Origin of the sequence: Collinsella sp. CLA-AP-H1, from assembly GCF_040092945.1 — a bacterium.
Classification (GTDB): domain Bacteria; phylum Actinomycetota; class Coriobacteriia; order Coriobacteriales; family Coriobacteriaceae; genus Collinsella.
In genome coordinates this window covers 183,004-207,774 of record NZ_JBBNKO010000001.1, presented here as the reverse complement: position 1 = coordinate 207,774, position 24,771 = coordinate 183,004, and the positions used below count along the sequence as shown (strand labels likewise).

The 24,771-nt window shown below is 60.6% G+C and carries 23 protein-coding genes; 3 read left to right on the top strand and 20 right to left on the bottom strand.

Annotation, left to right across the window (positions count from 1 at the left end):
- Positions 1 to 7: 7 nt before the first annotated feature.
- The 19 genes from dnaJ to pyrR all read right to left on the bottom strand — a co-directional run bounded on the left by dnaJ (position 8) and on the right by pyrR (position 19,232).
- Positions 8 to 1,156 carry a molecular chaperone DnaJ gene (gene dnaJ / locus AAAV44_RS00915; protein ID WP_349114074.1) on the bottom strand — a complete coding sequence of 383 codons (1,149 nt, stop codon included), beginning with the start codon at positions 1,154 to 1,156 and terminating at the stop codon, positions 8 to 10.
- 81 nt (positions 1,157 to 1,237) lie between these two features.
- A complete protein-coding gene (locus tag AAAV44_RS00910) occupies positions 1,238 to 2,341 on the bottom strand; it encodes a DnaJ domain-containing protein (RefSeq protein WP_349114073.1) in 1,104 nt (367 codons plus the stop codon).
- Positions 2,342 to 2,399: 58 nt separating this feature from the next.
- Positions 2,400 to 3,632, bottom strand: coding sequence for a radical SAM family heme chaperone HemW (hemW, locus tag AAAV44_RS00905; RefSeq protein WP_349114072.1), 1,233 nt, complete (start codon positions 3,630 to 3,632; stop codon positions 2,400 to 2,402).
- 2 nt (positions 3,633 to 3,634) lie between these two features.
- Positions 3,635 to 4,678, bottom strand: a complete 1,044-nt coding sequence (gene dusB / locus AAAV44_RS00900) for a tRNA dihydrouridine synthase DusB (RefSeq protein ID WP_349114071.1) — start codon at positions 4,676 to 4,678, stop codon at positions 3,635 to 3,637.
- Between the two features lie 4 nt (positions 4,679 to 4,682).
- Entirely contained in the window at positions 4,683 to 6,494 is a 1,812-nt protein-coding gene (gene lepA, locus AAAV44_RS00895) for a translation elongation factor 4 (RefSeq protein ID WP_117770326.1), read from the bottom strand.
- A 96-nt stretch (positions 6,495 to 6,590) separates the two neighbouring features.
- Positions 6,591 to 6,857, bottom strand: coding sequence for a 30S ribosomal protein S20 (gene rpsT, locus AAAV44_RS00890; RefSeq protein ID WP_022094714.1), 267 nt, complete (start codon positions 6,855 to 6,857; stop codon positions 6,591 to 6,593).
- A gap of 133 nt (positions 6,858 to 6,990) precedes the next feature.
- Positions 6,991 to 7,953, bottom strand: coding sequence for a DNA polymerase III subunit delta (gene holA, locus AAAV44_RS00885; protein WP_349114070.1), 963 nt, complete (start codon positions 7,951 to 7,953; stop codon positions 6,991 to 6,993).
- A gap of 78 nt (positions 7,954 to 8,031) precedes the next feature.
- Positions 8,032 to 10,335: a DNA internalization-related competence protein ComEC/Rec2 gene (locus AAAV44_RS00880; RefSeq protein WP_349114069.1), complete on the bottom strand. Its 2,304-nt coding sequence runs from the start codon at positions 10,333 to 10,335 to the stop codon at positions 8,032 to 8,034.
- Positions 10,332 to 11,045, bottom strand: coding sequence for a ComEA family DNA-binding protein (locus tag AAAV44_RS00875; protein WP_349114068.1), 714 nt, complete (start codon positions 11,043 to 11,045; stop codon positions 10,332 to 10,334). Before AAAV44_RS00875 ends, AAAV44_RS00880 begins: the two co-directional genes overlap by 4 nt.
- Positions 11,046 to 11,246: 201 nt before the next feature.
- Positions 11,247 to 12,503: a tRNA uracil 4-sulfurtransferase ThiI gene (thiI, locus tag AAAV44_RS00870; protein WP_349114067.1), complete on the bottom strand. Its 1,257-nt coding sequence runs from the start codon at positions 12,501 to 12,503 to the stop codon at positions 11,247 to 11,249.
- Positions 12,504 to 12,785, bottom strand: coding sequence for a DNA-directed RNA polymerase subunit omega (locus tag AAAV44_RS00865; protein WP_035138532.1), 282 nt, complete (start codon positions 12,783 to 12,785; stop codon positions 12,504 to 12,506).
- 5 nt (positions 12,786 to 12,790) lie between these two features.
- A complete protein-coding gene (gmk, locus tag AAAV44_RS00860; protein ID WP_006236131.1) occupies positions 12,791 to 13,360 on the bottom strand; it encodes a guanylate kinase in 570 nt (189 codons plus the stop codon).
- The gene (mihF, locus tag AAAV44_RS00855; RefSeq protein ID WP_006236130.1) at positions 13,361 to 13,669 is read right to left on the bottom strand and encodes an integration host factor, actinobacterial type; all 309 of its coding nucleotides are present in this window, start codon (positions 13,667 to 13,669) and stop codon (positions 13,361 to 13,363) included.
- A gap of 239 nt (positions 13,670 to 13,908) precedes the next feature.
- Positions 13,909 to 14,625 carry an orotidine-5'-phosphate decarboxylase gene (pyrF, locus tag AAAV44_RS00850; RefSeq protein ID WP_035138533.1) on the bottom strand — a complete coding sequence of 239 codons (717 nt, stop codon included), beginning with the start codon at positions 14,623 to 14,625 and terminating at the stop codon, positions 13,909 to 13,911.
- The gene (locus AAAV44_RS00845; protein WP_349114175.1) at positions 14,619 to 15,527 is read right to left on the bottom strand and encodes a dihydroorotate dehydrogenase; all 909 of its coding nucleotides are present in this window, start codon (positions 15,525 to 15,527) and stop codon (positions 14,619 to 14,621) included. Before AAAV44_RS00845 ends, pyrF begins: the two co-directional genes overlap by 7 nt.
- Before the next feature lie 14 nt (positions 15,528 to 15,541).
- The gene (locus AAAV44_RS00840; protein ID WP_349114174.1) at positions 15,542 to 16,309 is read right to left on the bottom strand and encodes a dihydroorotate dehydrogenase electron transfer subunit; all 768 of its coding nucleotides are present in this window, start codon (positions 16,307 to 16,309) and stop codon (positions 15,542 to 15,544) included.
- A gap of 116 nt (positions 16,310 to 16,425) precedes the next feature.
- Complete coding sequence (locus AAAV44_RS00835) at positions 16,426 to 17,715, bottom strand: dihydroorotase (RefSeq protein WP_349114065.1); 1,290 nt, start codon at positions 17,713 to 17,715, stop codon at positions 16,426 to 16,428.
- Positions 17,699 to 18,643, bottom strand: a complete 945-nt coding sequence (locus AAAV44_RS00830; RefSeq protein WP_055285144.1) for an aspartate carbamoyltransferase catalytic subunit — start codon at positions 18,641 to 18,643, stop codon at positions 17,699 to 17,701. Before AAAV44_RS00830 ends, AAAV44_RS00835 begins: the two co-directional genes overlap by 17 nt.
- A gap of 4 nt (positions 18,644 to 18,647) precedes the next feature.
- Positions 18,648 to 19,232, bottom strand: coding sequence for a bifunctional pyr operon transcriptional regulator/uracil phosphoribosyltransferase PyrR (gene pyrR, locus AAAV44_RS00825; protein ID WP_117770320.1), 585 nt, complete (start codon positions 19,230 to 19,232; stop codon positions 18,648 to 18,650).
- A 452-nt stretch (positions 19,233 to 19,684) separates the two neighbouring features.
- Here pyrR and rpmB point away from each other — a divergent pair, with 452 nt between their 5' ends.
- A complete protein-coding gene (rpmB, locus tag AAAV44_RS00820; protein WP_022094725.1) occupies positions 19,685 to 19,873 on the top strand; it encodes a 50S ribosomal protein L28 in 189 nt (62 codons plus the stop codon).
- Between the two features lie 259 nt (positions 19,874 to 20,132).
- Here the strand turns inward: rpmB and AAAV44_RS00815 are convergent, their stop codons facing one another.
- Positions 20,133 to 20,909, bottom strand: coding sequence for a transposase (locus AAAV44_RS00815; RefSeq protein ID WP_349114063.1), 777 nt, complete (start codon positions 20,907 to 20,909; stop codon positions 20,133 to 20,135).
- 332 nt (positions 20,910 to 21,241) lie between these two features.
- On the opposite strand from AAAV44_RS00815, the gene adhE reads away from it, so the two are divergent.
- Complete coding sequence (gene adhE / locus AAAV44_RS00810; protein WP_316365489.1) at positions 21,242 to 23,890, top strand: bifunctional acetaldehyde-CoA/alcohol dehydrogenase; 2,649 nt, start codon at positions 21,242 to 21,244, stop codon at positions 23,888 to 23,890.
- 88 nt (positions 23,891 to 23,978) lie between these two features.
- Positions 23,979 to 24,743 carry an aminoglycoside phosphotransferase family protein gene (locus tag AAAV44_RS00805; RefSeq protein WP_035138543.1) on the top strand — a complete coding sequence of 255 codons (765 nt, stop codon included), beginning with the start codon at positions 23,979 to 23,981 and terminating at the stop codon, positions 24,741 to 24,743.
- Positions 24,744 to 24,771: the final 28 nt, after the last annotated feature.

The window sequence follows — 24,771 nt, the reverse complement described above, 5'->3', positions numbered from 1 at the left end:
GGGCTCCTTAATCGAGGATATCGTCGAGGGCACTCTTAATACGGTCGGTCACCGACTTCTTACCGGAAGCGACGTCATCGCCCATCTCATCGGCAAAAGCACGGAGCAGCTCGCGTTGCTTATTGGAAAGATTGGTGGGAACGACCACGCGCAGTTGCACGATCAGGCGGCCACGCGAACCACCACCGCCAATGCGCGGCATGCCGTAATTATTGACGCTCACGGTATCGCCGTACTGGGAGCCGGCGGGAACCGTCACCTTAACGACCTCGTCGGGCATAATGCCCTCGACCTCGATCTCGCAGCCGAGTGCGGCCTGCGCAATCGAGATATCGCTCACCAGGTACAGGTCGTCACCGTTACGCTTAAAGCGCTCATGGTCGGCAACGCGCACGTTGACAATCAGGTCGCCCGAAGGCTCGCCGCGAAGGCCGGCCTCGCCAAAGCCACTCACACGAAGCTGGCGACCGGTCGAAACGCCGGCGGGAATATCGATGTCAATCTTTTCATGCGAAGGCGTGCGGCCCTGACCGTCGCAGGTCTCGCAGGGATGGTCGATAACCGTGCCCTCGCCGTGGCAGTCGGGGCAAGGCGAAGAGGACTGAACCTGGCCCAGGAACGAACGCTGAACCGTCGTGACGTAGCCCGTACCGTGGCAGCGGCCGCACTGCTTTTCCTGTGCGCCCTCTGCCCTACCAGTGCCATTGCAGTCCTCGCAAGGAGCAAGGCGGTCATAGCTGATCGTCTTTTTGCAGCCGAGCGCCGCCTCCTCGAGCGTCACCGAAAGCGAGATGGCCATGTCGCGTCCGCGACGACGCTCACGACGGCTGCGGGCGCCACCGCCGGCACCGCCGCCAAAGAACGACGAGAACAAGTCGTCCATGCCCATGCCACCAAAGATATCGTTGATATCGACGTAGCCCGAACCACCAGGACCGTCGGCGGTGCCGTAACGGTCGTAATTAGCACGCTTCTGCTCATCGGAAAGAACGGAATAGGCCTCGTTGAGCTCCTTGAACTTGGCCTCGGCCTCGGGGTCGTCTGAAACGTCCGGGTGTACGGTACGGGCCTTCTTTAGAAACGCGCGCTTAATCGTCCGCGCGTCGGCATCCCTGTCGACGCCAAGCACCTCGTAGTAATCCCTATTTTCCGACACGACCGAATCCTTCCGACTTTCATTATTGTCACAGTGCGTCCTATACCCAAGCTGGGCTGGCCGCAAACAGAGGGTTTGATGTTATTGCATTTGGTACGGCGAAAGCATGGCCCGTTGCGAGCAGCTCGCGAACCAAACTGACACGAGCGCGAACATGAAGCCGTTGGCAAAACCGTTGGCAAACTGCATCGCACCGCGCTTCCACCACAGCAGACTACGATGAAGCACACCGTCCGAAAGCACCATAAACAGGCCCATGGTAAACGGAATAAAGCACATCACGGCAAAGGCCGAGAACACGCCCGAAATGGCCGACAGCACCAAAAACGGCGCCAGGATGCCCATCAGGTAAAAACCGGTACGAGCTTTGCCTTCCAAGCGCTCGGCTTCAACATGGGCGCGGCCGACCAAGTCGCCGCCCGCGGCACCGTTGGTGCCAGCATGTCCCATGCCGCTAATGCGGACCTCGTCGCCATCGTGCGTGCCGGCAGGAAACTCAATCGTCTGCTCGGAGGTTGCGCGAGTACGACCGCTGCCACCACAATCGGGGCAGGGGTCGGCCACGACCTTACCGGAACCGCCGCACTCGGGGCAGACCGACTGGAACGTACCCGCACCAAACAGGAAGGACAGGTCGACGTCGATGTGGCCGCGGCCGCCACAGCTTGGGCAGGTATGGGCATGCTCGGAGGAGACAGAACCCGAGCCGCCGCAATGTCCGCACGTATCGAAGCGCGTGTAGCGGACGGTCTTGCGGGCACCGCCCTTGGCCTCCTTGGCGTCAAGTTTGATATCGACGACCACGTTGGCGCCGTTCTCGGGATTGTAGGCAGCCTGCCCGCGACGCGGCTGGCCCCAGGCGCCACCAAAGGGAAAGCCGCCCTCAAAGGGATTGCCATAGCCTGTGTTGCCGGCGTAGCCGCCACCATAGGGCGAAGCCGTAGGAGCACCGGCAAAGGGATTGCCCGAGCGCATGGCGTCGTAGCGCGCACGTTTTTGCTCATCCGAAAGCACGGCGTAGGCCTCGGAAACCTCTTTAAACTTTTCCTCGGCATCCGGCTCTTTGTTGACGTCCGGATGGAGCTTGCGGGCCTTTTGCTGAAAGGCCTTTTGAATATCACGCGAGGTGGCGTCCTTGGAGACACCCAGAATCTCGTAATAATCTTTTTCGTTCATTGTCGCCATGCGCGGCAACCTCCTGCTCACAGCAGCGTATATATTCCGGTAATTCTACCCGAGCGGCCTAAGCTAGATCCCAAAACAGCTCGAACAGAACATTTCCATCGAGCCAGCCCAAGTTTGTCGGCGCCAGACGAGCTCGAACATAGCCCGCGACGACATCTGCCGAAGTGAAAGGTCCCTCATGGACCCCGAGCGTCTCGGGCACCCAAGTGGCAAGGCCCAACTCGAGCGCGCGATCGCAAGCAGCTGTCAGCTCGCCCGTTGGGATGACGCAAGCCGTACGAACCAACAGATCGGACGCAATACCACGCGTCATGCGACAAGCGAGCATCAGGTCTTCAGCCGCAGCCTCACGCTGCGACAGATATTCGGCCTCGAACGCCGTCGCGTCATCGTTACGTTGCACCAGACGCACGCGACACGAATCGCCTCGAGAAGACACGCCGGGGAACAAACCTGCAAGACGGTCGAAATCCTCGGCGTCGAGCATGCCCGCGGCAGAACGACCCAGGCCCAGGTAGCCCCGTCCGGTCCAGTAGGCAATGTTATGGGCACACTCATGGCCGTCGAGCGCGTAGCTCGCCACCTCATAGGGGTGATAACCGGCCGTACCCAGATGCTCACGCGCCACATCCATGCAGGCGGCCTGAAAATCCTCATCAGGCTCGAGCGACTCGTTGCGGCACGCCATGCGATAAAGGGGCGTCCCCTCCTCAAGCGTGAGCGGGTAGACCGAAACATGATGCGGAGCCGCCGCCAGCACGCCATCGAGCGTGCGCTTCCAACTCGCTGCGGTCTGCCCGGGAAGTCCGCACATAAGGTCGCACGACACGTCAAGCCCAGCGTTCTTGACCGTCGCGATGGCGGCGAGCGCCCGATCGGCATCGTGAATACGGCCGATGGCGGTAAGTTCGGTGTTATCGAGCGTTTGCACGCCCAGAGAGACGCGTGTGACACCAACCTTGGCAAGCGCAGCGGCAAGCTCGGCGGTCAGCGACTCAGGATTGGCCTCGCAGGTAAACTCAACAGGGGCGCACGACGCACGAATACGCCGCGCCAGCTCCACCAAGCGCTCCCCCGCCAGCGACGGCGTACCGCCGCCAACATAGACAGTGCGGATCTGGTCAAGGGCCCCAGCTTTGCCAAAAGCATCGAGGCGCGCGTACAACTGCTCAAAATAGGCATCGAGCGCAGCGCTCAGGTCGCACGGAGCAAAACTGCGCGAGTCAAAGTCGCAGTACCGGCACTTTTGAGCGCAAAACGGCACGTGCACGTACAGCGCGGTAACGGCCACCCTTAAGCCTCCAGCGGATGAGGGGGCACCGATTCGCCGGCGGCAAGTGCGGCCTCGCAGGCCACCACATCGCGCTCGATCTCATCGACCAGCGCCATAAACTCCTCGTATGTGGAACAGCGCACCACATGGGCACGCCAAGCGGCAGCATGGGGCATGCCTTTTAAGTACCAGCTTGCGTACGTACGTGCACGCGACATGAGCGGCAGGAGCTCATGCGTCAGCGTTAGGTGCTCACGCAGGGCGTCTAGGCGCTCGACGGAGCTGCGCGCCGGCACCGGTGTACCATCGAGCGCAAGGGCGCGAGCATCACCGAACACCCACGGATTGCCGTAGATGCCGCGCGCGATAAACACCGCTCTGGCACTCGAACCTTGCAGATGCCCAGCAGCGTCCTCGGCCGAGAACACATCGCCCGAACCGATAACGGGAATCTCGACGGCGTCGGCCACCTCATCGACGACCGACCAATCGGCCTGGCCCGTGTAGAGCTGCGTGGCGCAACGACCATGCACGGCGACTGCGGCGGCACCGGCGCCTTCGAGCATCTGGGCAAACGTCGCGGCATTACGGTCCTCGGCATAAAAGCCCTTGCGGATCTTTACGGTCACGGGCACATGCGCCGCGCCCACCGCTGCCTCGACGATCTTCTCTGCCAGCTCGGGCGTGCGCATAAGCGCAGAACCCTCGCCCTTGGTGACGACCTTGCGAGCCGGGCAGGCCATGTTAATATCGATGAGCGACAGGCGATCGCCCACACGCTCCTCGACGGCGGCGACGGCGCTCGCAAACTGCTCGGGCTTGAAGCCAAAGAGCTGCACGCAAATCTGCTGCTCCTCGTCGGCCGGCAGCACCAGGCGCCACGTTTTGTTGCTGGCATAGGCAAGGCCAGCCACGCTCACCATCTCGCTGTAGGCAAGGTTGGCACCGCGGCGGCGGCACATGATGCGGTAGGCGGGGTCGGTCACGCCCGCCATAGGAGCCATAAGGAACGGCTGCTCGGCATAAGCACCCAGCAGCCGCTTGCTGTATTCAGAAAGCGCCATAGACCTACTCGTCCACCTTGAGGATCGCCATAAAGGCCTCCTGCGGGACCTCGACTGAGCCGATGGCCTTCATGCGCTTCTTGCCCTCTTTCTGCTTCTCGAGCAGCTTGCGCTTACGCGAGATATCGCCGCCGTAGCACTTTGCAAGAACGTCCTTGCGACGCGCTTTGACGGTGGAACGGGCAATGATCTTGTTGCCGATAGCACCCTGGATGGGCACCTCGAACAGCTGACGAGGAATAATCTCCTTGAGCTTGTCGCATAGGCCGCGGGCAAGACCGTAGGCCTTGTCCTTGTGGACGATAAACGACAGCGCGTCCACCTCGTCGCCCGAAAGCAAGATATCGAGCTTCACAAGCTCGGATGGACGGTACTCGTTGAACTCGTAGTCGAGCGAGGCATAGCCCTTGGTACGGCTCTTGAGCTGGTCAAAGAAGTCCAAGATGAGCTCGGCGAGCGGCATATCAAAGCGCATCTCGACCGACTTGCTCGTGAGATGAATCATGTCGGTAGTAATGCCGCGGTGCTCGATAGCGAGCTGCATGACGGCACCCGTGTACTCGGGCGGGCAGATAATCTTGGCCTTGAGGTAGGGCTCCTCGATGCGCTCGATGCGCGTAGCCTCGGGCAGATCCTGCGGACTGCGGACATCAATCATCTCGCCGTCGGTCTTGTAGACGTGATAGTCCACCGAGGGGCTCGTAGCAATGAGGTCAAGATTGAACTCGCGCTCCAGGCGCTCCTTGACGACCTCCATATGCAGCAGGCCCAAGAAGCCCACGCGGAAGCCAAAGCCGAGCGCCACCGAGGTCTCGGGCTCCCACACCAACGACGGGTCGTTGACGTGCAGCTTATCGAGCGCGTCACGCAGGTTCTCGTAGTCCTTGTTATCGATCGGGAACAGGCCCGTATAAACCATGGGCTTGGCCTCGCGGTAGCCGGGAAGTGGCTCGGGGCAGGGATTCGACGCCCACGTGAGGGTATCGCCTACACGAACGGCCTCGGGGTCCTTCAGGCCCGTGACCACGTATCCGACCTCGCCGACCGTGAGCGCGTCGACAGGGGTCTCGGCGGGACGCTTGACGCCCACGCCATCGACCAAAAAGTCGCCCTTTGCCTGCATCATGCGCAAGGTATCGCCCTTTTTGATGGAGCCGTCAAAGATGCGCACCGTGGCGACGACGCCACGATACTCGTCGAAGTATGAATCCAGAATAAGTGCCTTGAGAGGGGCATTTGCATCGCCCTTGGGCGGAGAGATCAAAAAGACAATGGACTCCAGCAGATCGTGGATACCCTCGCCGGTCTTGCCCGACACGCACACGGCATCGTCGGCGGGAATGGCCAGGTCGTCTTCGATCTCGGTCTTAACCTCGTCGGGGTGCGCCGAGGGAAGGTCGATCTTGTTGATGGCCGGAACAATGTCCAAGTTGGCGTTCATGGCGAGCGTCGCGTTGGAAACGGTCTGCGCCTCGACGCCCTGAGTGGCGTCCACGACGAGTACCGCACCCTCGCATGCGGCCAGCGAACGCGAGACCTCATAGGTGAAGTCAACGTGGCCCGGCGTATCGATCAGGTTGAACTGATACGTCTCGCCGTCGTCGGCGTCATAGGACACGCGGACGGCATTGGACTTGATCGTGATGCCGCGCTCGCGCTCGATGTCCATCGTGTCAAGCAGCTGCGACTCCATGTCGCGCTCATCGACGGTATGGGTGAGCTCGAGGATGCGGTCACTGATCGTGGACTTGCCATGGTCGATATGCGCAACGATCGAGAAGTTGCGGATGTGGGAAATGTCAATTGAAGTATTCATGCGGACTATCTTACCCGAGCGGTACAAAAAATGGAGCCTGTTCCATAAAACAGGCTCCATTTATGCGCGTAATCTGTGTGGTGTGAAATTTACAACTTAGGCGTTGATGCTGTTCACGAGCTTGGCAAGACCGGACTTGCGGTTGGAAGCCTGGTTCTTGTGGATAACATGCTTGGCGGCAGCCATGTCGAGACGCTTGGTGACGGTCTTGAGGGCAGCCTGGGCCTTCTCGGCGTCGCCCTCGGCGACGGCGGACTGGACGTGCTTGGTCAGCGTCTTGAGCTCGGACTTGACAGCCTTGTTACGCATGCGAGCTGCCTCATTGGTGCGGATACGCTTCTTCTGAGACTTGATGTTTGCCACTTCTGGAGTTCCTTTCGAGTTCCTTGCAAAAAATGTATGACACCTCTGAGACACGGTGAGGTCATGCAAGCGCCTACTATAGCACGCTCCCCCTCAAAGGGATAGAACGAATTTGTCAAATAGGCAGGTATCATCACGATTTTCTCAAGATGTTCGTAATCCAGAGCAAAAGCGCGGTCTGAGAATCGGACGAACCCTTGAGCGCGAGCTCCACATCGACGGCACCCTCGAGCGCGGCAACGAGCTCGGTCATCGAAAAACGACGTGCCCAGGTAAGGTGATTCTTGACCTGCCAGGCCTGAAGCTTGAGCGTCGCGGCGAGCTCACGCCCCTGTCCACGCCCATCGAGCGCCTTGGCGACGATCAGCTCACGGATGCGACCGCATAGCAGCGTGTAGGTCCACACGTAGCTCTTGGAGGGCAGAAGCTTAAAGAGCTCGAGCGAACGCCGCATATCGCGAGCCGAGACGGCATTGAGGAAGTCCCAAGGCTGAACCTCGGCCGTACGCACGATCCAACGCTCCACGTCGGCAAGCTCAATCTGGGGCGCCTCGACCATCTGGGCGAGCTTTGCCAGGTCGTTATCGAGCATGCGCGTGTTTTCACCCGAACGCGAGACGAGCTCCTCGGCAGCAGCCGTCGAGATGGACTTGCCGTGCTGTGTCCCCATCTGCTGCACGCGGCGCGGCAGTTCCCAGCGCTTAGTACCCGAGCAATCGACGATAGCCTTCTTGTCGATCTTGGCGATTGCCTTATACAGGCGCGTATTCTTGGCAAGTGTGTCGGCGATAATGAGACAGACCGTCGTGGGGCTGGGACTTGCGAGGTACTCGACGAGCGGTTCCGAGACCGCCTTGGCAAGTTTTGAGCAGCCGTCGAGGATCACCAGGCGAAACTCGCTACCCATGGGAAAGGTATTGAGCGAGCCGACGATCGACTCGATATCGGGATCTTTCGTCATGTCGCGTTCATCGAGGTTGAACTCAACCATACCCGACTTTTCCAAGCGAGCTTTCATACGCGAGACGGCGTGGTCGCGTTTGACACCATCGGTACCGACGATCAGATAAGCCGGCAGCAGACCGGTTTCGGACATTGCGCTCCCCTCTCGCAGACTCTCGAATTCGTACCGTGCCATTTTAGCCCAGGGGTTGGTCCCGCGCCAACGGCAGCATCACGGTCGCTGGCATCGCGTCGCAAAGCCCTTCGCGGTCGGCGAGACGGTAATGTCGCCGTGTTCGATGGTGCATGCGAACGCACCACCCGCTTCCTTAACGGCATCGATGCAGGCATCCGACGGATGGCCGTAACGATTTCCCTCGCCGGCGCTCGCGATAGAGAGCTCGGGCTTAAGCGTGCCCAGCAGGTCTGTGTCGACGGAAACTTTTGAGCCGTGATGTCCAAGCTTGAGCACATCGATATCCCCCACCTCCTGTACAAACTCGCGTTCCTGATCGAGCTCGGCATCGCCGGTGAGTAGCATGCGGAGGCTCTGGCCTCCTTGGGCATAACTGAGCAGCAAGACAAGCGAGTCTTCATTGCCCTCGCCATCCACCGTGTCAAACGGCCACATCACACGAGCCCGAAATGTGCCGATATCGATCGTGTCCCCGCGAGCCACCTGCCGGTACGTTACGCCCGGGCGATTTAGGACCTCAGTGGGCGCATCCTCCAGCGCATTAGCCGCGACCGCAATGGCTCCAACCGAAAACTGATCGAGCACATCGGGAAGGCCACCCCAGTGGTCTTCGTCCCAATGTGTCACGAAGACGGCGTCGATATGGTGGACGTTATTGCGAACCAGCGCACTTACCACGCGCTCATCAAGCCCACAGTCGACGAGCGCCACGGTCCTACCTTGGCGAATAAGAATGGCATCGGCCTGCCCCACATCGAGCACCGTCACCGAAGGCGACGCGAATCGATCCCAGTAGACGTACGGAATCGCAGCCAAGAGCACCAGGCATGCAAGCCCAGCAGCCATAGGTCGTGCCTGCGGGCGCGGCCACCAGACTAGAAGAATCCCCAGAAAACACGGCACAAGGTATATCCACATGCTATCGGGCGGCACGCTCACGGATGCACCCGGAACGGCGGCAAAGAGCTGTTCGAAGAACAGTGCGCAACGCGCGGCAATCATGGGCACAACGAGCGCCCAAACCTGCAACGGCGCCACGAGCGAAAAGGGAACCAGCACGATCGACACAGCGAGCAGTAGACTCACCACCGGACCGATGACCGCATTCGCCAACGGAGCAATGAGCGAGAACGCACCAAAGGCAGGAATGGTGATAGGCAGCGTCGCCAACTGCGAGCACAGCGTGACGGAAAGCATGCTGGCAATGCCCGGCGGCACACCCAACTCACTCAAAGCGTAGGTCGCATAGGGGCAAAAGCACAGAATGGCAAAGACGCTGGCACATGAAAGCTGAAAGCCCATCTCGAACAGCACCGTCGGCCGCAGTAGCACAAAGATGGACATAGATACGAAGAGTGCCGAAAGGCCGTGCCGGCGACGCCCCACACCGTTTACGACAAGCGTCGCGAAGACCATGCAGCACGCGCGCACGGCCGAGGGAGACGCACCCGTAAAGGCAGCGTAGCCCACAAGCGTTATCGCCAATATCGCCCGCTGAAGACCACGTGAACACCGAGTCTTTTGCAAGACACCCTCGATTACAAACCCCACGATAGCCAAATGGCTGCCCGAGACGGCGATAAGATGCGCCGTTCCCGTCACCGAAAACCAGTCGCCCGCCGGCTGGGCACGCAGCTCGGCCGAACGACCGCAAACGACACCGGCTATGAGCGAACGCGCCGGGTCGGTCGCAGGCGCGATGGACGCAAGCAGCCCATTTCGCAGCCGAAGCAGCGGCCCCGGAGAGCCCTCATCGACCGACACAATCCGAACGGCTTTAACCTTGCGCACCTCGCCTCGGAGCACGCGCGAGCGTCCATACGCATCGTTCTCAAAACGTGAAACGCGACCGATAACACGCACGCGCGCCCCGACCTTGAGCTCGCGGTCGCACGATAGGCGAACCGTTGCCAAGTTCTTACCGTCCGCGCGTGCCTCGCAGGTATAGGAATACACGTCGTCGTTTATGGATGGATCGCCCTGCACGATAAACTCGAGGCCGCTTGCCGCTCGACCGTCGAGCGCCTTCGAGGCGCTGAGCGCACCCACAGCCCACCACGCCGAGACGACCGCTCCCGCCACGAGACCGACGGACGCGGCATACAACCACCGCTTCAAAGGGGCAAGCCGCGCACAAGATTGAGCCAGCACAACGAATACCGCCGCCGCAACGGGAATGGCCCATAGCAGCCCGACCGCCGGCGCCCGCTCCCTCAGCAGCGCATCAGCGGCCACGTTGAGCACCAAGGCGCAGCTCATGCACATGCCGGCACACAAGGCCATCGTCCACGGCATCAAGGGCCGCGGAGGCATCACATGCTCGCGCTCTGTCGCACTCATACGCAGATGCAATCTTTGATTTTGGCAAGCTTCTTCTCGCCGATTCCCGACACACGCATCAGATCGTCAACCGAGGCAAAAGCACCGTTCTTTGTACGCTCATCGATAATCGACTGGGCCATGGAGGGGCCGATGCCCGAGAGCGTCTGCAGCTCTGCCGCGCTTGCCGTATTGATGTTGACTAGGCCCGTTGCGCCACTCACGCCCAATGATGCGGAAGCCCCACCATCAACACCGGCTTCCGCAATGGACGCCTGCTGCTCCCCTACCGTTGGAACATGGATTTTTTGTCCATCAGTGACCTTAGATGCCCGATTAAGCCCCGTAACGTCAGCCTCGGGCGCCAGCCCGCCGGCGGCATCGATCGCCTGGGATACCCGTGCCCCGTCTTTGAGCCTGTATACACCGGGCGACACAACGGCGCCATCGACATCGACATAGACCTCTGCCGCGGCAGAAGCCTTAGTCGAAGAGCCTTCGGATGTCTTTCCGCTCGAAGCATCGCCCGATCCCGGCTCCACTAACGAGCCCGTACCATCAGTGCGCTCAAACGACACACCGCCGGCACCGCCGCCAAGGTTCGCCATCGCCAAGCCGCTCGCCATCGCAATGACGCCCAGCATCGCCACCACCACAGCCTTATGACCGAGCAGCTTGTCCGCCAAGCGGTCCATCTTTTTGACCCGTTCGTGTTGTTCGCGCTGCGCCATAGCAAAACCTCCCAACACCATCGTGTCAGGAAAGGAGCTCCACAACAGCCACGCTCCAAAACCGGTTTTAACGGTCAAACCAAAAACCGACCAAAACCTTGCACAAATCTGTCCATTTATTCAGGCACACGTCAGCAAATGAACACTTAGCCGCAAAATGCCCAGATAGCAAAAGGCCGACGATGCAAGCGCATCGTCGGTCTATGCACAAATTAACTCGTGATTTTGGTAAATCTCACGCGGAGCAAGCTCCGAATGTTTGCGTTTTAAGGTCTTAGGGGCCTTATACGTGTTGCTCTCGAAGTCGATGTACTCGGTCTGCTTGAGCAGGCGCTCGATCATCTCCTCATGATCGAACAACTCCCAGGCCTCATGCACGGCATCAAGTTTAGCGTGCGTCTCGGGACGGCGCGGCATAAACAGCGTGCAGCAGTCGGGAGCGGCCTCAGTCGAGATATCGAACGTACCGATCTCCTCGGCACGCGCAATGATCTCCTGCTTGTCCGAACCGATGAGAGGACGGAACACGGGGATCTTCACGGCCTCGTTAACGGCCATGATATTCTCAAGCGTTTGGGAGGCAACCTGTCCAAGCGATTCGCCCGTCACGATGGCCTTGGCGCCCTCGATGTGTGCAATGCGCTCGGCAACCGAATACATAATGCGGCGATACATGATCACGCGCAGGTTGCTGGGACAGGTGACCGAAATCTCACGCTGGCAGTCGCCAAACGGCACCACGTACAGGCGGCCGATCTGGACACCCGGCTCAAGCGCACGGATGATGTCCTGCACCAAATACTCGCTCGTGTCGGGCGTCTGCGGACGACCTGAGAAATGTACCGGCACGCACACCGCGCCGCGACGCGCGAGCATCCAGGTCGCCACCGGAGAATCGATACCCGACGACAGCAGCGTCACGACCTTGCCGGCAGAACCCACCGGCAGACCGCCCACGCCGCGCTCGGAGCGCGCGTACACATAAACGCTACCCTGGACCACCAGTACGCGCACCATCGCATCGGGGTCGTGCATTTGAACCTTTTTATCGGGGAAGGCCTCACACAGCACCTCGCCCACCTGACGATTGATGTCAATCGAGGTGAGCTCATAGTCGGTATTGGAACGCTTGGCGTGCACCTTAAACGAATCGAAGGAACCAAACTCGCGCAGCGCCTTCACGGCGGCGGCACAGTACTCCTGAGGGTCGCGATTGGTGTGATACGCCAAAGACACACGAGCAACGCCGGGAACGGTGCGAATGACACGCGCCGCCTCGTCGGCCTGATGCTCGTTAAAGGTCACGAGGATATAACCGGAAATTCGAGACACGGCATTCACGGAAAAGGCGGCCAAGGCCGCCTTGATGTTATCCATGAGGATATGCTCAAAATGTGCACGGTTCTTACCCTTCAGTCCAACCTCGTGATAGTGGACCAGGCAGACGCGAGCCGCCATTTAGGCTTCAGCAACCTTGTGGCCGAGCGCCTTCTCGTAACGGGCCTCGTCGTAAGAGATGTCGCCGTCGACAATCTCGTCCATAGCCATCGAGATGGTGTCGGCACCGGAAAGCCCGATGGTGATGTCATCGACATCCTGGACGGCAAGCACGCGGTTGTGCTGGCCACGCAGCATGCTATTGATGTCGCAGGCGCGCTTGGAGGCAAGCGAAGCGAGCAGGAAGCGGTTGTGATCGGTCTTCTCCAGAAGATCGTCAATGCAAGGCTTTACAACGGACACGGACCTCAGATCCTTTCATGCATATCGAGAACGCGAACGAGCTCATCGGTCGCGCGGTCGAGATCGTCATTTACCACGACGTCGTCGTAGCGGTCGGCAAGGGCAAGCTCATCGGCGGCGTTTGCCATACGCAGCTCAATCGTCTCGGGCGTCTCGGTACCGCGACCGACCAGACGCTCGCGGAGCACCTCAAGCGAAGGCGGCTTGATAAAGATCAGCACGGCCTCGGGGAAACGCTCCTTCACCTGCAGAGCGCCCTGGACATCGATCTCCAAAATCAGAGACGCGCCCGAGGCGAGCTTGGATGTGACCTCGCTCACCAACGTGCCGTAGCAGTTACCGTGGACCTCGGCCCACTCAACAAACTCGCCGTTTGCCACGCGGCGGTCGAACTCCTCGCGCGTCAGAAAAAAGTAGTTGACGCCGTCGACCTCACCTTTGCGTGGTGCTCGCGTGGTAGCCGAAACCGTCAGGCCCAGGTTCGAGCGGCGCTCGCGCACACGAGTGACGAGCGTACCCTTCCCTGCGCCTGACGGTCCAGAAATCACAAAGAGCTTTGAATCCTGAGCGCTCACTTATTTGGTCAGCTGCTCGAGGAGCTGCTCGCGCTGACGGACGCCAAGGCCCTGGACGCGACGGGTAGCGGAGATGCCGAGTTCCTCCATGATCTTGGCGGCCTTAGCCTTACCATAACCGGGGAGAGACTCGATGAGGGTGGAAACCTTCATGCGAGAAGCAATGGGGTCATCGGAGTTGAGCACGGACTCGAGGGACTTCTCGCCCTTCTTGATCTGCTCACGGAGCTCTGCGCGAGCGTGACGTGCGGCGGCAGCCTTCTCAAGAGCCTGCTTGCGCTGCTCATCGGTAAGCTGAGGGAGTGCCATTCGTACCTCCAAATAGTTGGGTTATATCTGATTCAATATTTGGCATTTTAGCACGTAAAACGTACAAAATGCTCAATCGCGGCTCCATAGGTTAGACGATACCCGCAAAAAGTGCAATATATCGCGCTAAAAGATGAGCCCCCGACCTGCGATTCCACACAAAGGATGGGAAAGTTTACGCAGGCACAGGGGCTAATTTGTGCTAATGAGACCCAAAAGTGGTGACTTAGGGGAATCTTTTACGCGACGTTTTCGACCAGCTCGGCGACAATGGCGTCAAAGGCGGCAACCGGATCGTCGGCGCCGGTGATGGGACGGCCCACCACAATGTGGCTTGCGCCACGCTCGATAGCCTGGGAAGGCGTCGCCACGCGGGACTGGTCGCCTAAGGCGGCACCCACCGGACGCACACCCGGAGTCACGATCAGGGCATCAGGACCCAGCAGCTCACGCATGTCGTGAGCCTCCATCGGCGAGCACACGATGCCATCGATGCCGTTGGCCTGAGCGAGCTTTGCCAGGCGGGCGGCCTCCTCGGCCACCGGCGACTCGACGCCGATCTCGCTCAAGGCATCCTGATTCATGCTCGTGAGCACGGTGATGGCGACGAGCTTGGCGCGGTCCTCGCGCGCCTCCTCGGCACCCTCGCGGCAGGCAGCGAGCATGGCGCCCGAACCCAAGCCGTGAACCGAGAGCAGGTCGGCACCGGCAAGCGAGGCCGAACGGGCGGCACCGCGAACCTGATGCGGAATATCATGGAACTTAAGGTCAAGGAAGACCTTAAAGCCCAGGTCCTTAAAGGTCTTGACGATCTCGGGGCCCTCAGCGTAATAGAGCGTCATACCAACCTTGAGCCAGGCGGCATGGCCCGAAAGCTCGTGGGCGAGCTCGAGCGCACGCTCACGATCGCAGTCGAGGGCGACGATTACGCGGTCGCGGGCATCGGTCTCTAGCATTCGAAAGCACCTACCAGCTCGTTGATGTCCTTTACGCCCTGGGACTCGGCCCAGACCTCGAGCTCATGCGCGATCTTGAGCGAAGCGCACGGATCGACGAAGTTGGCCATGCCGACCGACACGCAGGTGGCACCGGCCAGGATAAACTCGGCCGCATCCTCGCCGGTCATGACACCGCCGACACCGTTGATGGGGATATCGACGGCCTGGGCAACCTCCCAGACCATGCGCACGGCGATGTGGTGGCACAGCGGGCCCGAAAGGCCGCCCTTGGGCTTGGCCACGCGGGACTTGCGGGTATGGACGTCGATGGCCATGCCCTGGATGGAGTTGATGACCGAAAGGCCGTCGGCGCCGGCGGCCTCGAGGGCCTTGGCGATCTCGGCGACGTTGACCGGCGCCATCTTCACGAACAGCGGCTTATCGGTCACCTTGCGGCAGGCAGCCATAACGGAAGAGGCGCCCTCGGGCGTGGAGCCCATGGCGGCACCGCCGGCGGCGATATTAGGGCAGCTCACGTTGATCTCGTAGCCGGCAGCCCAGGGGCACAGCTCGACATACATCTCGAGTGCGCGGACAAACTCGTCAACGGAGTGGCCGGCAACCTGACAGATGACCTGGCAGCCGTCCTTGGACAGCTGTTCGAGCCACGGACCGGACTCGCGGGCAAAGGCGGCCACGCCGGGGTTCTGAAGGCCCACGGAGTTGATCATACCGCCGGGAATCTCGGCCATGCGGGGCGCGGGGTTGCCGGGCCAGGGCTCGGCAGCGCAACCCTTGGTGGTGATGGCGCCCAGCTGGGAAACATCAAAGAAGTTCTGGAACTGCCAACCGTAGCCAAAGGTACCGGCTGCGGTGTTGATGGGGTTTTGCATCTTGACGCCGCCGAAATCGACGGCCATGTTCACGGTACCCACTAGAAGACCACCACCTTGGAAGCATCGAACACGGGGCCGCACATGCAAGCACCCTTCATACCGTCGACCGTCTCGACATTGCAGGTGTTGCAGGCGCCAAAGCCACAGCTCATCATGCGCTCGAGGGACACCTCGCAGTACGCACCGGCCTCGGCGGCAGCGGCGGCGACTTTCTTCATCATGGCAGCGGGGCCGCAGCTGGCCACATAGTCGTAGCCGCCCTCGCCGAGCAGCTCGGCGGCAGGATCGGTGCAAAAACCGTGTGTGCCGAGCGAACCGTCGTCGGTGCAAACGTTGACCGTGGCGCCCAGCGCGCGGAACTCATCGATGCCCACGGCCTTGGAAGCGGTGCCAAAACCCAGGCACACGTCGACGGCCACACCCTGCTCGGCAAGCTTGTCGGCAAGGCACAGCACGGGCGGAACACCGATGCCACCGGCGACGAGCAGGGCCTTCCTGGTGCCCTCGGGTACCATCCAGCCACGGCCACCGGGGCCCAGCAGGTTAGAGGTGGAGCCAGGGCCCATCTGGGACAAACGACGGGTATCGTCGCCCACGACGGCGTACCACAGCTCGACGGTGCCGGCCTCGGCGTCGGCGCGGTAGTAGCTCAGGGGCACGCGAAGCAGCGAGGACGCATCGCCGGGTACGGCGATGTTCGCAAACTGACCGGGCTTGAGCGCACTTGCAAGCTTGGGGGCCGAGATGACGAGCGAGAAGATGCCGTCGGCAATCTCCCGGTTCGAGACGACCTCGAAGTCGTGCATGCGTGCAGTGGAAGGTGTGGGCATAGACGCTCCAATCCCCCATGCGGTTGCATGGTCCAAACGAACAGAAAGCGCGGCACCGCAAGGGCACCGCGCACAAAAGCGATAAGGCTATGCTAGCAGATGCAGCCGTCGGCGAGCGTCTGCTTACCGCCGACAAACACATCGGTGGCGCGACCGGTAAGCGTGCGGCCGGCGAAACCGGAGTTCTCGGCGCGCGACTCGTAACCGTCCTCGCCAACCGTCCAGGTGGCGGACGCGTCGAACACGGTCAGGTCGGCAACGGAGCCCGCCTTGACCTGAACCTGGTCAAGACCCAGGATCTCACGCGGCTTGATGGCCATGAGCTCGACCATGCGGCCCATGCTCATCTTGCCCGTGTTGACCAGCTCGGTGAGTACGAGCGACAGCGAGGTCTCGAGGCCGATCATACCAAAGGGCGCAAGCTCGAACTCGCGGGCCTTCTCCCACGGGGTGTGGGGGGCGTGATCGGTGACGATAACGTCGACGGTGCCGTCGATGACGCCCTGACGGATGGCCTCGGCATCCTCCTCGGTACGCAGCGGCGGGTTGACCTTGAGCGAGGTGTTGTAGGTCTCGTCCAGGTCGTTCTCGGTCAGGAACATGTGGTGCGGGGTGGCCTCACAGGTAACCTGGACGCCAGCGGCCTTGCCGGCACGCACGATCTCCAGGCCATGGGCGGTGGAGATGTGCTGGATGTGCAGCTTGGCACCGGTCAGCTTGGCGATCTCGATGTCGCGGGCGATCTGGAGCTCCTCGCCGGCAGCCGGCCAACCCTCGAGGGCCAGACGGGTCGAGACCTTGCCCTCGTTGATCTGGCCGTGGCCGACCAGGTCCTCGTCCTGGCAGTGGCTCATAAAGACCTTGCCGAACATCTTGCCGTAGTCCATGCAGCGACGGAGCATGCCCGCGCCCTGCACGCCGCGACCGTCGTCGGTGAAGGCGACGGCACCATGGGCGACCATATCACCCATCTCGGACATGGCCTCGCCCTTAAGACCGCGGGTCATGGCGCCCGACGGATAGACGCGGCAGTGACCAACCTCGGCAGCACGGGACTTGACGAACTCCACGACAGTGCCGTTATCGGTGACGGGATCGGTGTTGGGCATGGAGCACACGCCGGTAAAGCCGCCCTTGGCAGCTGCGCGGGTGCCGCTCTCGATGTCCTCTTTGACCTCGTAGCCGGGCTCGCGAAGGTGCACGTGCATGTCCACCAGGCCGGGGACGAGGTACTTGCCGGAAAGGTCGCGGACCTCGGCTCCCTCGACGGCGAGATTCTCGCCGACCTCGGCGATCTTGTCGCCGTCAATCAGGACGTCAACGACACCGTCAAGCTCGACGGACGGATCGACGACGTGGGCATTCTTAAGAAGCAAGGCCATTATCGGCACCTCCAAGCAGCAGATACAGGATAGCCATACGCACGCAGATACCGGCGTAGACCTGCTCCAGGATGACGGAGCGTTGCGGGTGGTCGGCCATATAGGAGTCGAACTCGACGCCGCGGTTGATGGGGCCCGGGTGGCAGATGATCGCGTCGGGCTTCATGAGCTTCTCGCGGTCCTTGGTCAGGCCGAAGAGCTTGTGGTACTCGCGAATCGTGGGGAACGGGGCACCCTCGAGGCGCTCCTGCTGCACGCGCAGCATGTAGACGACGTCCAGCTCGGGCAGAACGGAATCGAGGTCGCTCGTCACGTGGTCGCAGCCCAGAACCTCGGGCGCCGGCGGCAGCAGCGTGCCGGGGGCGACGGCGTAGGTCTCGCAGCCCATGATCTTAAGGGCGGGAATCAGCGAGCCGCAGACACGGGAGTGTGAGATATCGCCGACAACGGCGACCTTCAGACCGTGGAAGTCACCCTTGTGCTCCCAGATGGTGTACAGGTCGAGAAGGGCCTGCGTGGGATGGTTGTGCTTGCCGTCGCCGGCGCAGATGACGCTCGCGGGCGAGTTCTGCGTGACGATGTAGGGAGCACCGGCGTGCTTATCGCGCACGACGATGCAGTCGATCTTGTAGGCGTTGAGGGTCTCGACGGTGTCGACGAGGCTCTCGCCCTTGACCGTAGAGGTCGAGGAGCCGCCAAAGTTGAGGCTGTCGGCCGAAAGGCGCTTCTCGGCGAGCTCGAAGGAGCTGCGGGTGCGCGTCGAGGGCTCGTTGAACATGTTGACGATGGTCTTGCCCTTGAGCGTGGGGACCTTCTTGATCGCACGCTCGTTGACCTCGGAGAACGCCTTGGCGGTCTCGAGGATGAGCTTGATGTCCTCTTCGGAGTACTCGGTAATGTCGATCAGGTGCTTATGGTTGAACGCCACGGTACTACTCACCTCCCAGCGGCGCAGAACCCACGTGGGAGCCCGGCGCGACGTCGTTGATCTCGACGGCGGTGTGGCCGTCGACTTCCTTCATATATAGATGCACGTTCTCCTCATGCGACGAGGGAACGTTCTTGCCGACAAAGTCCGGCGAGATGGGGAGCTCGCGGTGGCCGCGGTCAACGAGGACTGCCAACTCAATGCGACTCGGACGGCCCAGGTCCATGACGGCGTCGAGAGCGGCGCGGATGGTACGGCCCGTATACAGGATGTCGTCCACCAGCACGACGCGCTTGCCGTCGACGCTAAAGGGAATGTTGGTGGCGTGGATCGCGGGAGCGAAATTGGTCGCATAGTCATCGCGATAGAAGCTGATGTCCAGGCTGCCGAGCGGAACTTCGACGCCCTCGATCTCCTTGATCTCCTCGGCGAGCTTCTTTGCCAGAAGGTCGCCGCGCGTGACGATGCCGACCAGAGCGAGGTCTTCACAGCCCTCGTTGCGCTCGAGAATCTCGTGCGCGATGCGGGTCATCGCTCGATTGACGGCGGTCTCGTCCATGATGACCGCCTTGGGGGAAGTCGTGCCCATCGATCTCCTTCCTCACATGTCTTGACTGCTGACACAGTCAAAAAAATAGATGCCCGACCGCTTAAAGCGGACCAGACACCCACAGGAAAGGCTGCTCGCATGGCAGCTATGTAATTCCATGTGGGTATCTCGTACCCCTTTAATGGTCAAGGGATAGTGTAGCCAACCTCGAGCTTAATTGCGAGCATAAATACAGAGCAATCCGTAAACGGAGCCCAATGCTCCATAAACCTATATATATTTGTGGGACGAGCTTGAAAACGCACGCACGAGCTGGCATAATCCCCTCTGCTGCACGCAAATCGGATCTACGTCCAGGGCCGTGGCGTGGGCACTATCGCCAAAAGAGGAATATCTCTGTGTAGATTGCGCACAGGGAGCTGCTTCTGTGCTATAGTTCAGGCTTGTTTGTTAACGCGACATGTTCGTTTGTCGCCCAAGGAGGGTCAGTTATGTCCAAAGTTTGCGAAGTTTGCGGTAAGCACCCCGTTGCCGGTCGCTCCATCAGCCACTCTCACCGCGTCACCAACCGTAAGTTCCGCCCCAACATCCAGCGCGTTTACGTCGTCGTCGATGGTCACCGTCGCAAGATGAACGTTTGCTCCACCTGCCTCAAGTCCGGCAAGGTTGCGCGCTCCTAAATAAGGTCTTACCAACAAGTACCTCGGACTCTCCGGGTCAAAGACCTCGCGTTCACATAGAACTTACCAAAGGCGCCCTCCCCTACGGAGGGCGCCTTTTTGCACTCATTGGGGACAGGCTTACATGAGTGCTTGCACTCATTGGGGACAGACTTACATGAGTGTTTTCACGCATTGGGGACAGACTTAGATGAGTGCTTTCCAAAGCTCACAGTGCATCGACGAACTCACGGCGCTTCGATCGTCACCAGTACGTACCTCACGCCGCCTCGTTCCAGCCTGCAGTTGCCTTGGTCACGCTTGTAGCGCCGATGCCGGTGATACGGGCAATTTGCTTGACCGTGAGATGCGCCCGCCTAAGCCTCAGCAGACACGCATCGCGTTCGGGGCGTGGCAGGGCTTTGAGCAGTGCAGGATCTATGCTCGGCAGAACTTCGCGCGCAACGGAAAGGGCCTCCTCATCGGGGATCCGCCGGCGTGGAAGAACCTCCATTGACCAGATGCGCCCGGCAACTTCCTCGAGATGCTCGCAATAGCAACGGGAGCCACCGACAATATCGAGCATAGGGGCCGCATCACAGATGTCAAAGGGATCATAGCCCAGCTGATACGCCTTATAGCTTGACCAGCGGTACGCATCGAGCGAGTCAAGCGCACCCTTCACGGGATTGAGATGAATATAGTCGAGCAGCTGCACCGCCTGCGTGTCCGACTCAACCGCGACCCGCGAATAGCGATTGTCAAACAGATGTCCCGTTCTCCCCGTTTTTCCATTGAAATACTTAGCATATGCCGTCAGCGCGCACTGCATTGCCTTTGAAAGGTTGTCAAATGGGTCATCAACCATCAAATGGAAGTGATTGTCCATAAGGCACCAAGCCAACACCGCCACTTCATGGCGCGCAAACCTGTCCGAGATATCCGATAAGAAACGATAACGGTCGGAGCCATCTTCAAAAATAATCTGTTTGGAGTTGCCGCGGTCAAAGACGTGGTAATAGCCGGTGATCGAAACGGGGCGGGCGCATCGGGGCATAATCTCTCCTTTCAAAACTGTTCAGGCAACACCTAAAAGGAGAGAAGCAACGCGAAATGCTGAGCCTGCAACCTATTTATATCCAATAAGCGGCAATAACAGGCCCAGAACGGCAAAATGGCAAATCGATGTCTGTCCCAAATGAGTGAAAGCACTCATGTAAGTCTGTCCCCAACGAGCGGGGCGGTGGAGCAGGCAAATAGCTTTGGTTAAAACGTTTCAGTTTATTGAAGCGTTTTAGTGTGCCTTTTACGGGAATCTTACCGTTCGCCGAATAATTTCTTGCTATCATGCAAGGCGTAGGGTAAATCTCCGATCGCAAGGAGACACAAATGGTGAAAAAGTCACCGGAAAACACTACTCCCGCAATTGTGGACAATGTAGAGGCGCTTGAGGCCAAGCTCGCTCAGATGCGAGAGGCCCAGGCGCTTTTTGCTACGTACACGCAGGAGCAGGTCGACAAGATCTTCTATGAGGCCGCCATGGCCGCCAACAAGGCTCGTATCCCGTTGGCAAAGATGGCCATCGAGGAGACCGGCCGCGGCGTTCTTGAGGACAAGGTCATCAAGAACCACTACGCCGCAGAGTACATCTACAACGCTTACAAGAACACCAAGACCTGTGGTGTCCTGGAGCGCGACGAGGCTTACGGCATCACCAAGATCGCCGAGCCCATCGGCATCGTGGGCGCCGTCATCCCGACGACCAACCCCACCTCCACCGCGATCTTCAAGACGCTGATCTGCCTGAAGACCCGCAACGCCATCATCATCTCCCCGCACCCGGCTGCCGCCAAGTGCACCATCGCCGCCGCCAAGCTCGTGCTTGACGCCGCCGTCAAGGCCGGCGCCCCCGAGGGCATCATCGGCTGGGTCGATGTCCCCTCCATCGAGCTGACTAACATGGTCATGCGCGACGTCGACATCATCCTCGCCACCGGTGGCCCGGGCATGGTCAAGGCCGCTTACTCCTCGGGCAAGCCCGCCCTGGGCGTTGGCGCCGGTAACACCCCGGTCGTCATCGACGACACCGCCGACGTGCTGCTCGCCGTCAACTCCATCATCCACTCCAAGACCTTCGACAACGGCATGATCTGCGCTTCCGAGCAGTCCGTGACCGTCATCGACAGCATCTATGACCAGGTTAAGGCCGAGTTCCAGAAGCGCGGCTGCTACTTCGTCAAGCAGGGTGCCGAGATGGAGGCCCTGCGTGCCGCCATGTTCAAGAACGGCGCTCTCGATCACCGCATCCCCGGCATGGCCGCTGCCAAGATCGCCGAGCTCGCCGGCATCGAGGTTCCCGCCAAGACCAAGATCCTGATCGCCGAGGTCACCTCCACCGACCCCGCCAAGGAGGAGTTCTCCCACGAGAAGCTCTCCCCGGTCCTGGCCATGTACCACGCCAAGGACTTCCAGGAGGCCGTCGACAAGGCCGAGCACCTCGTGCTCGCCGGTGGCCCGGGCCACACCGCCTCTCTGTACGTGCACCCCGCCCAGGCCGAGAAGATCAGCCTGTTCGAGCACGTCATGAAGGCCTGCCGTATCGTCATCAACACCCCGTCCTCGCACGGCGGCATCGGTGACCTGTACAACTTTGGCATGAAGCCGTCTCTGACCCTGGGCTGCGGCTCCTGGGGCGGCAACTCCGTCTCCGAGAACGTTGGGGTGAAGCACTTGATCAACGTTAAGACTGTGGCCGAGCGCCGTGAGAACATGCTGTGGTTCCGCGCTCCCGAGAAGGTCTACTTCAAGAAGGGTTCCACGCCCGTCGCCCTCGACGAGCTGGGCAACGTCATGGGCAAGAAGCGCGCCTTCATCGTCACCGACCAGTTCCTCTTCAAGAATGGCAACACCCGCGCCATCGAGGCCAAGCTCGACGAGATGGGCATCGCCCACGACTGCTTCTACGACGTCGAGCCCGATCCGTCGCTGCAGTGCGCACGTCGCGGCGCCAAGCAGATGGCTCTCTTTGAGCCGGACGTCATCATCGCCGTCGGCGGTGGCTCCGCTATGGACGCCGGCAAGATCATGTGGATGATGTACGAGCACCCCGAGTGCAAGTTTGAGGACATGGCCATGGACTTCATGGACATCCGCAAGCGTATCTTCACCTTCCCCGAGATGGGCAAGAAGGCCTACTTCGTCGCCGTCCCGACCTCTTCGGGTACCGGCTCCGAGTGCACGCCGTTCGCCATCATCACCGACAAGGAGACCGGCATCAAGTGGCCGCTCGCCGACTACGCGCTGCTCCCCAACATGGCTATCGTCGACGCCGACAACTGCATGACCGCCCCGCGCGGCCTGACCGCTGCCTCCGGCATCGACGTCATGACCCACGCCATCGAGTCCTACGTCTCCATCATGGCTTCCGACTACACCAAGGGCCTCTCCGAGCGCGCTGCCAAGCTCGTCTTCGAGAACCTGCCCTCCAGCTTCACGAACGGCGCCAAGGACCCGCACGCCCGCGAGGAGATGCACAACGCCTCCTGCATGGCCGGTATGGCCTTCGCCAACGCCTTCCTGGGCCTCAACCACTCCATGGCCCACAAGCTCGGCGCCTTCCATCACCTGCCCCACGGCCTCGCAAACGCTGTCATCCTGACCCGCGTCATGCGCTACAACGCCGCCGAGGCTCCCGTCAAGATGGGTACCTTCTCCCAGTATCCTTACCCCAACGCGCTGCACAACTACGCCGAGATGGCCAAGTACTGCGGCATCGAGGGCAAGGACGACAAGGAGGTCTTCGAGAACTTCATCACGAAGCTCGAGGAGCTCAAGGACTTCATCGGCGTCAAGAAGACCATCGCCGACTACGGTGTTGACGAGCAGTACTTCCTCGACACCCTCGACGAAATGACGGAGCAGGCATTCAACGACCAGTGCACCGGCGCCAACCCGCGCTACCCGCTCATGAGCGAGATCAAGGAGCTCTACCTGGACGCCTACTACGGCCGCGAGCCCCAGGATTACGCCGTCTGCTAGTTTTAGCACGGTTTTTAACGGCGGGGGTGCACGGGTGTTTCACACACCCCCGCCGTCGCTTCTATCGCATCGTTGAAAGGATGCAACCATGCTGCTACCCGATTCCAAGACCGAGCTCGTCCGCCGTGGCAACAAGGTCGTTTACGACCTGGGCGACAAGATTGTCAAGGTCTTTAACGAGACCAAGCCTGTCTCCGACGTGTTCAACGAGGCTTTGAATCTTGCCCGCATCAATGAGTGCGGCATCCGCAGCCCCAAGGCGCTCGAGGTTTCCCAGCTCGAGAACGCCAACGGCTGGGCGCTCGTGACCGAGAAGGTTCCGGGCACCACCCTTGCCGAGAAGATGACTGCCGAGCCCCAGCGCTTTGGTGAGTACCTCGAGATGTTCGTCGACCTCCAGATCGAGATCCACGGCTACACCTCCCCGCTGCTCAACCGTCAGCGCGACAAGTACGCCCGCATGATCGACAGCCTTGATCAGCTCAATGCCACCACGCGCTACAACCTTCAGGAGCGTCTGGACGGCATGACCAAGGAGTTCAAGGTCTGCCATGGCGACTTCAACCCCTCCAACGTCATCGTCGGCGACGACGGCCAGCTCTATGTGTGCGACTGGGCACACGCCACCCAGGGCTCCCCTGCTGCCGACGTTGCCACCACCTACCTGCTCTTTGCCCTCAACAGCAAGGATCAGGCTGAGGCCTACCTGGAGCTCTACTGCGACCGCGCCGACATGCCCATGCAGGTCGTGCGTCAGTGGACGAGCATCGTCGCCGCTTCCGAGCTCGCTCGTAAGCGCAACGTGAACGATGAGTTCCTGAAGAACTGGATCGACGTCGTCGATTATCAGTAATATCTGAGCGATTTATTTCGCATCGGAG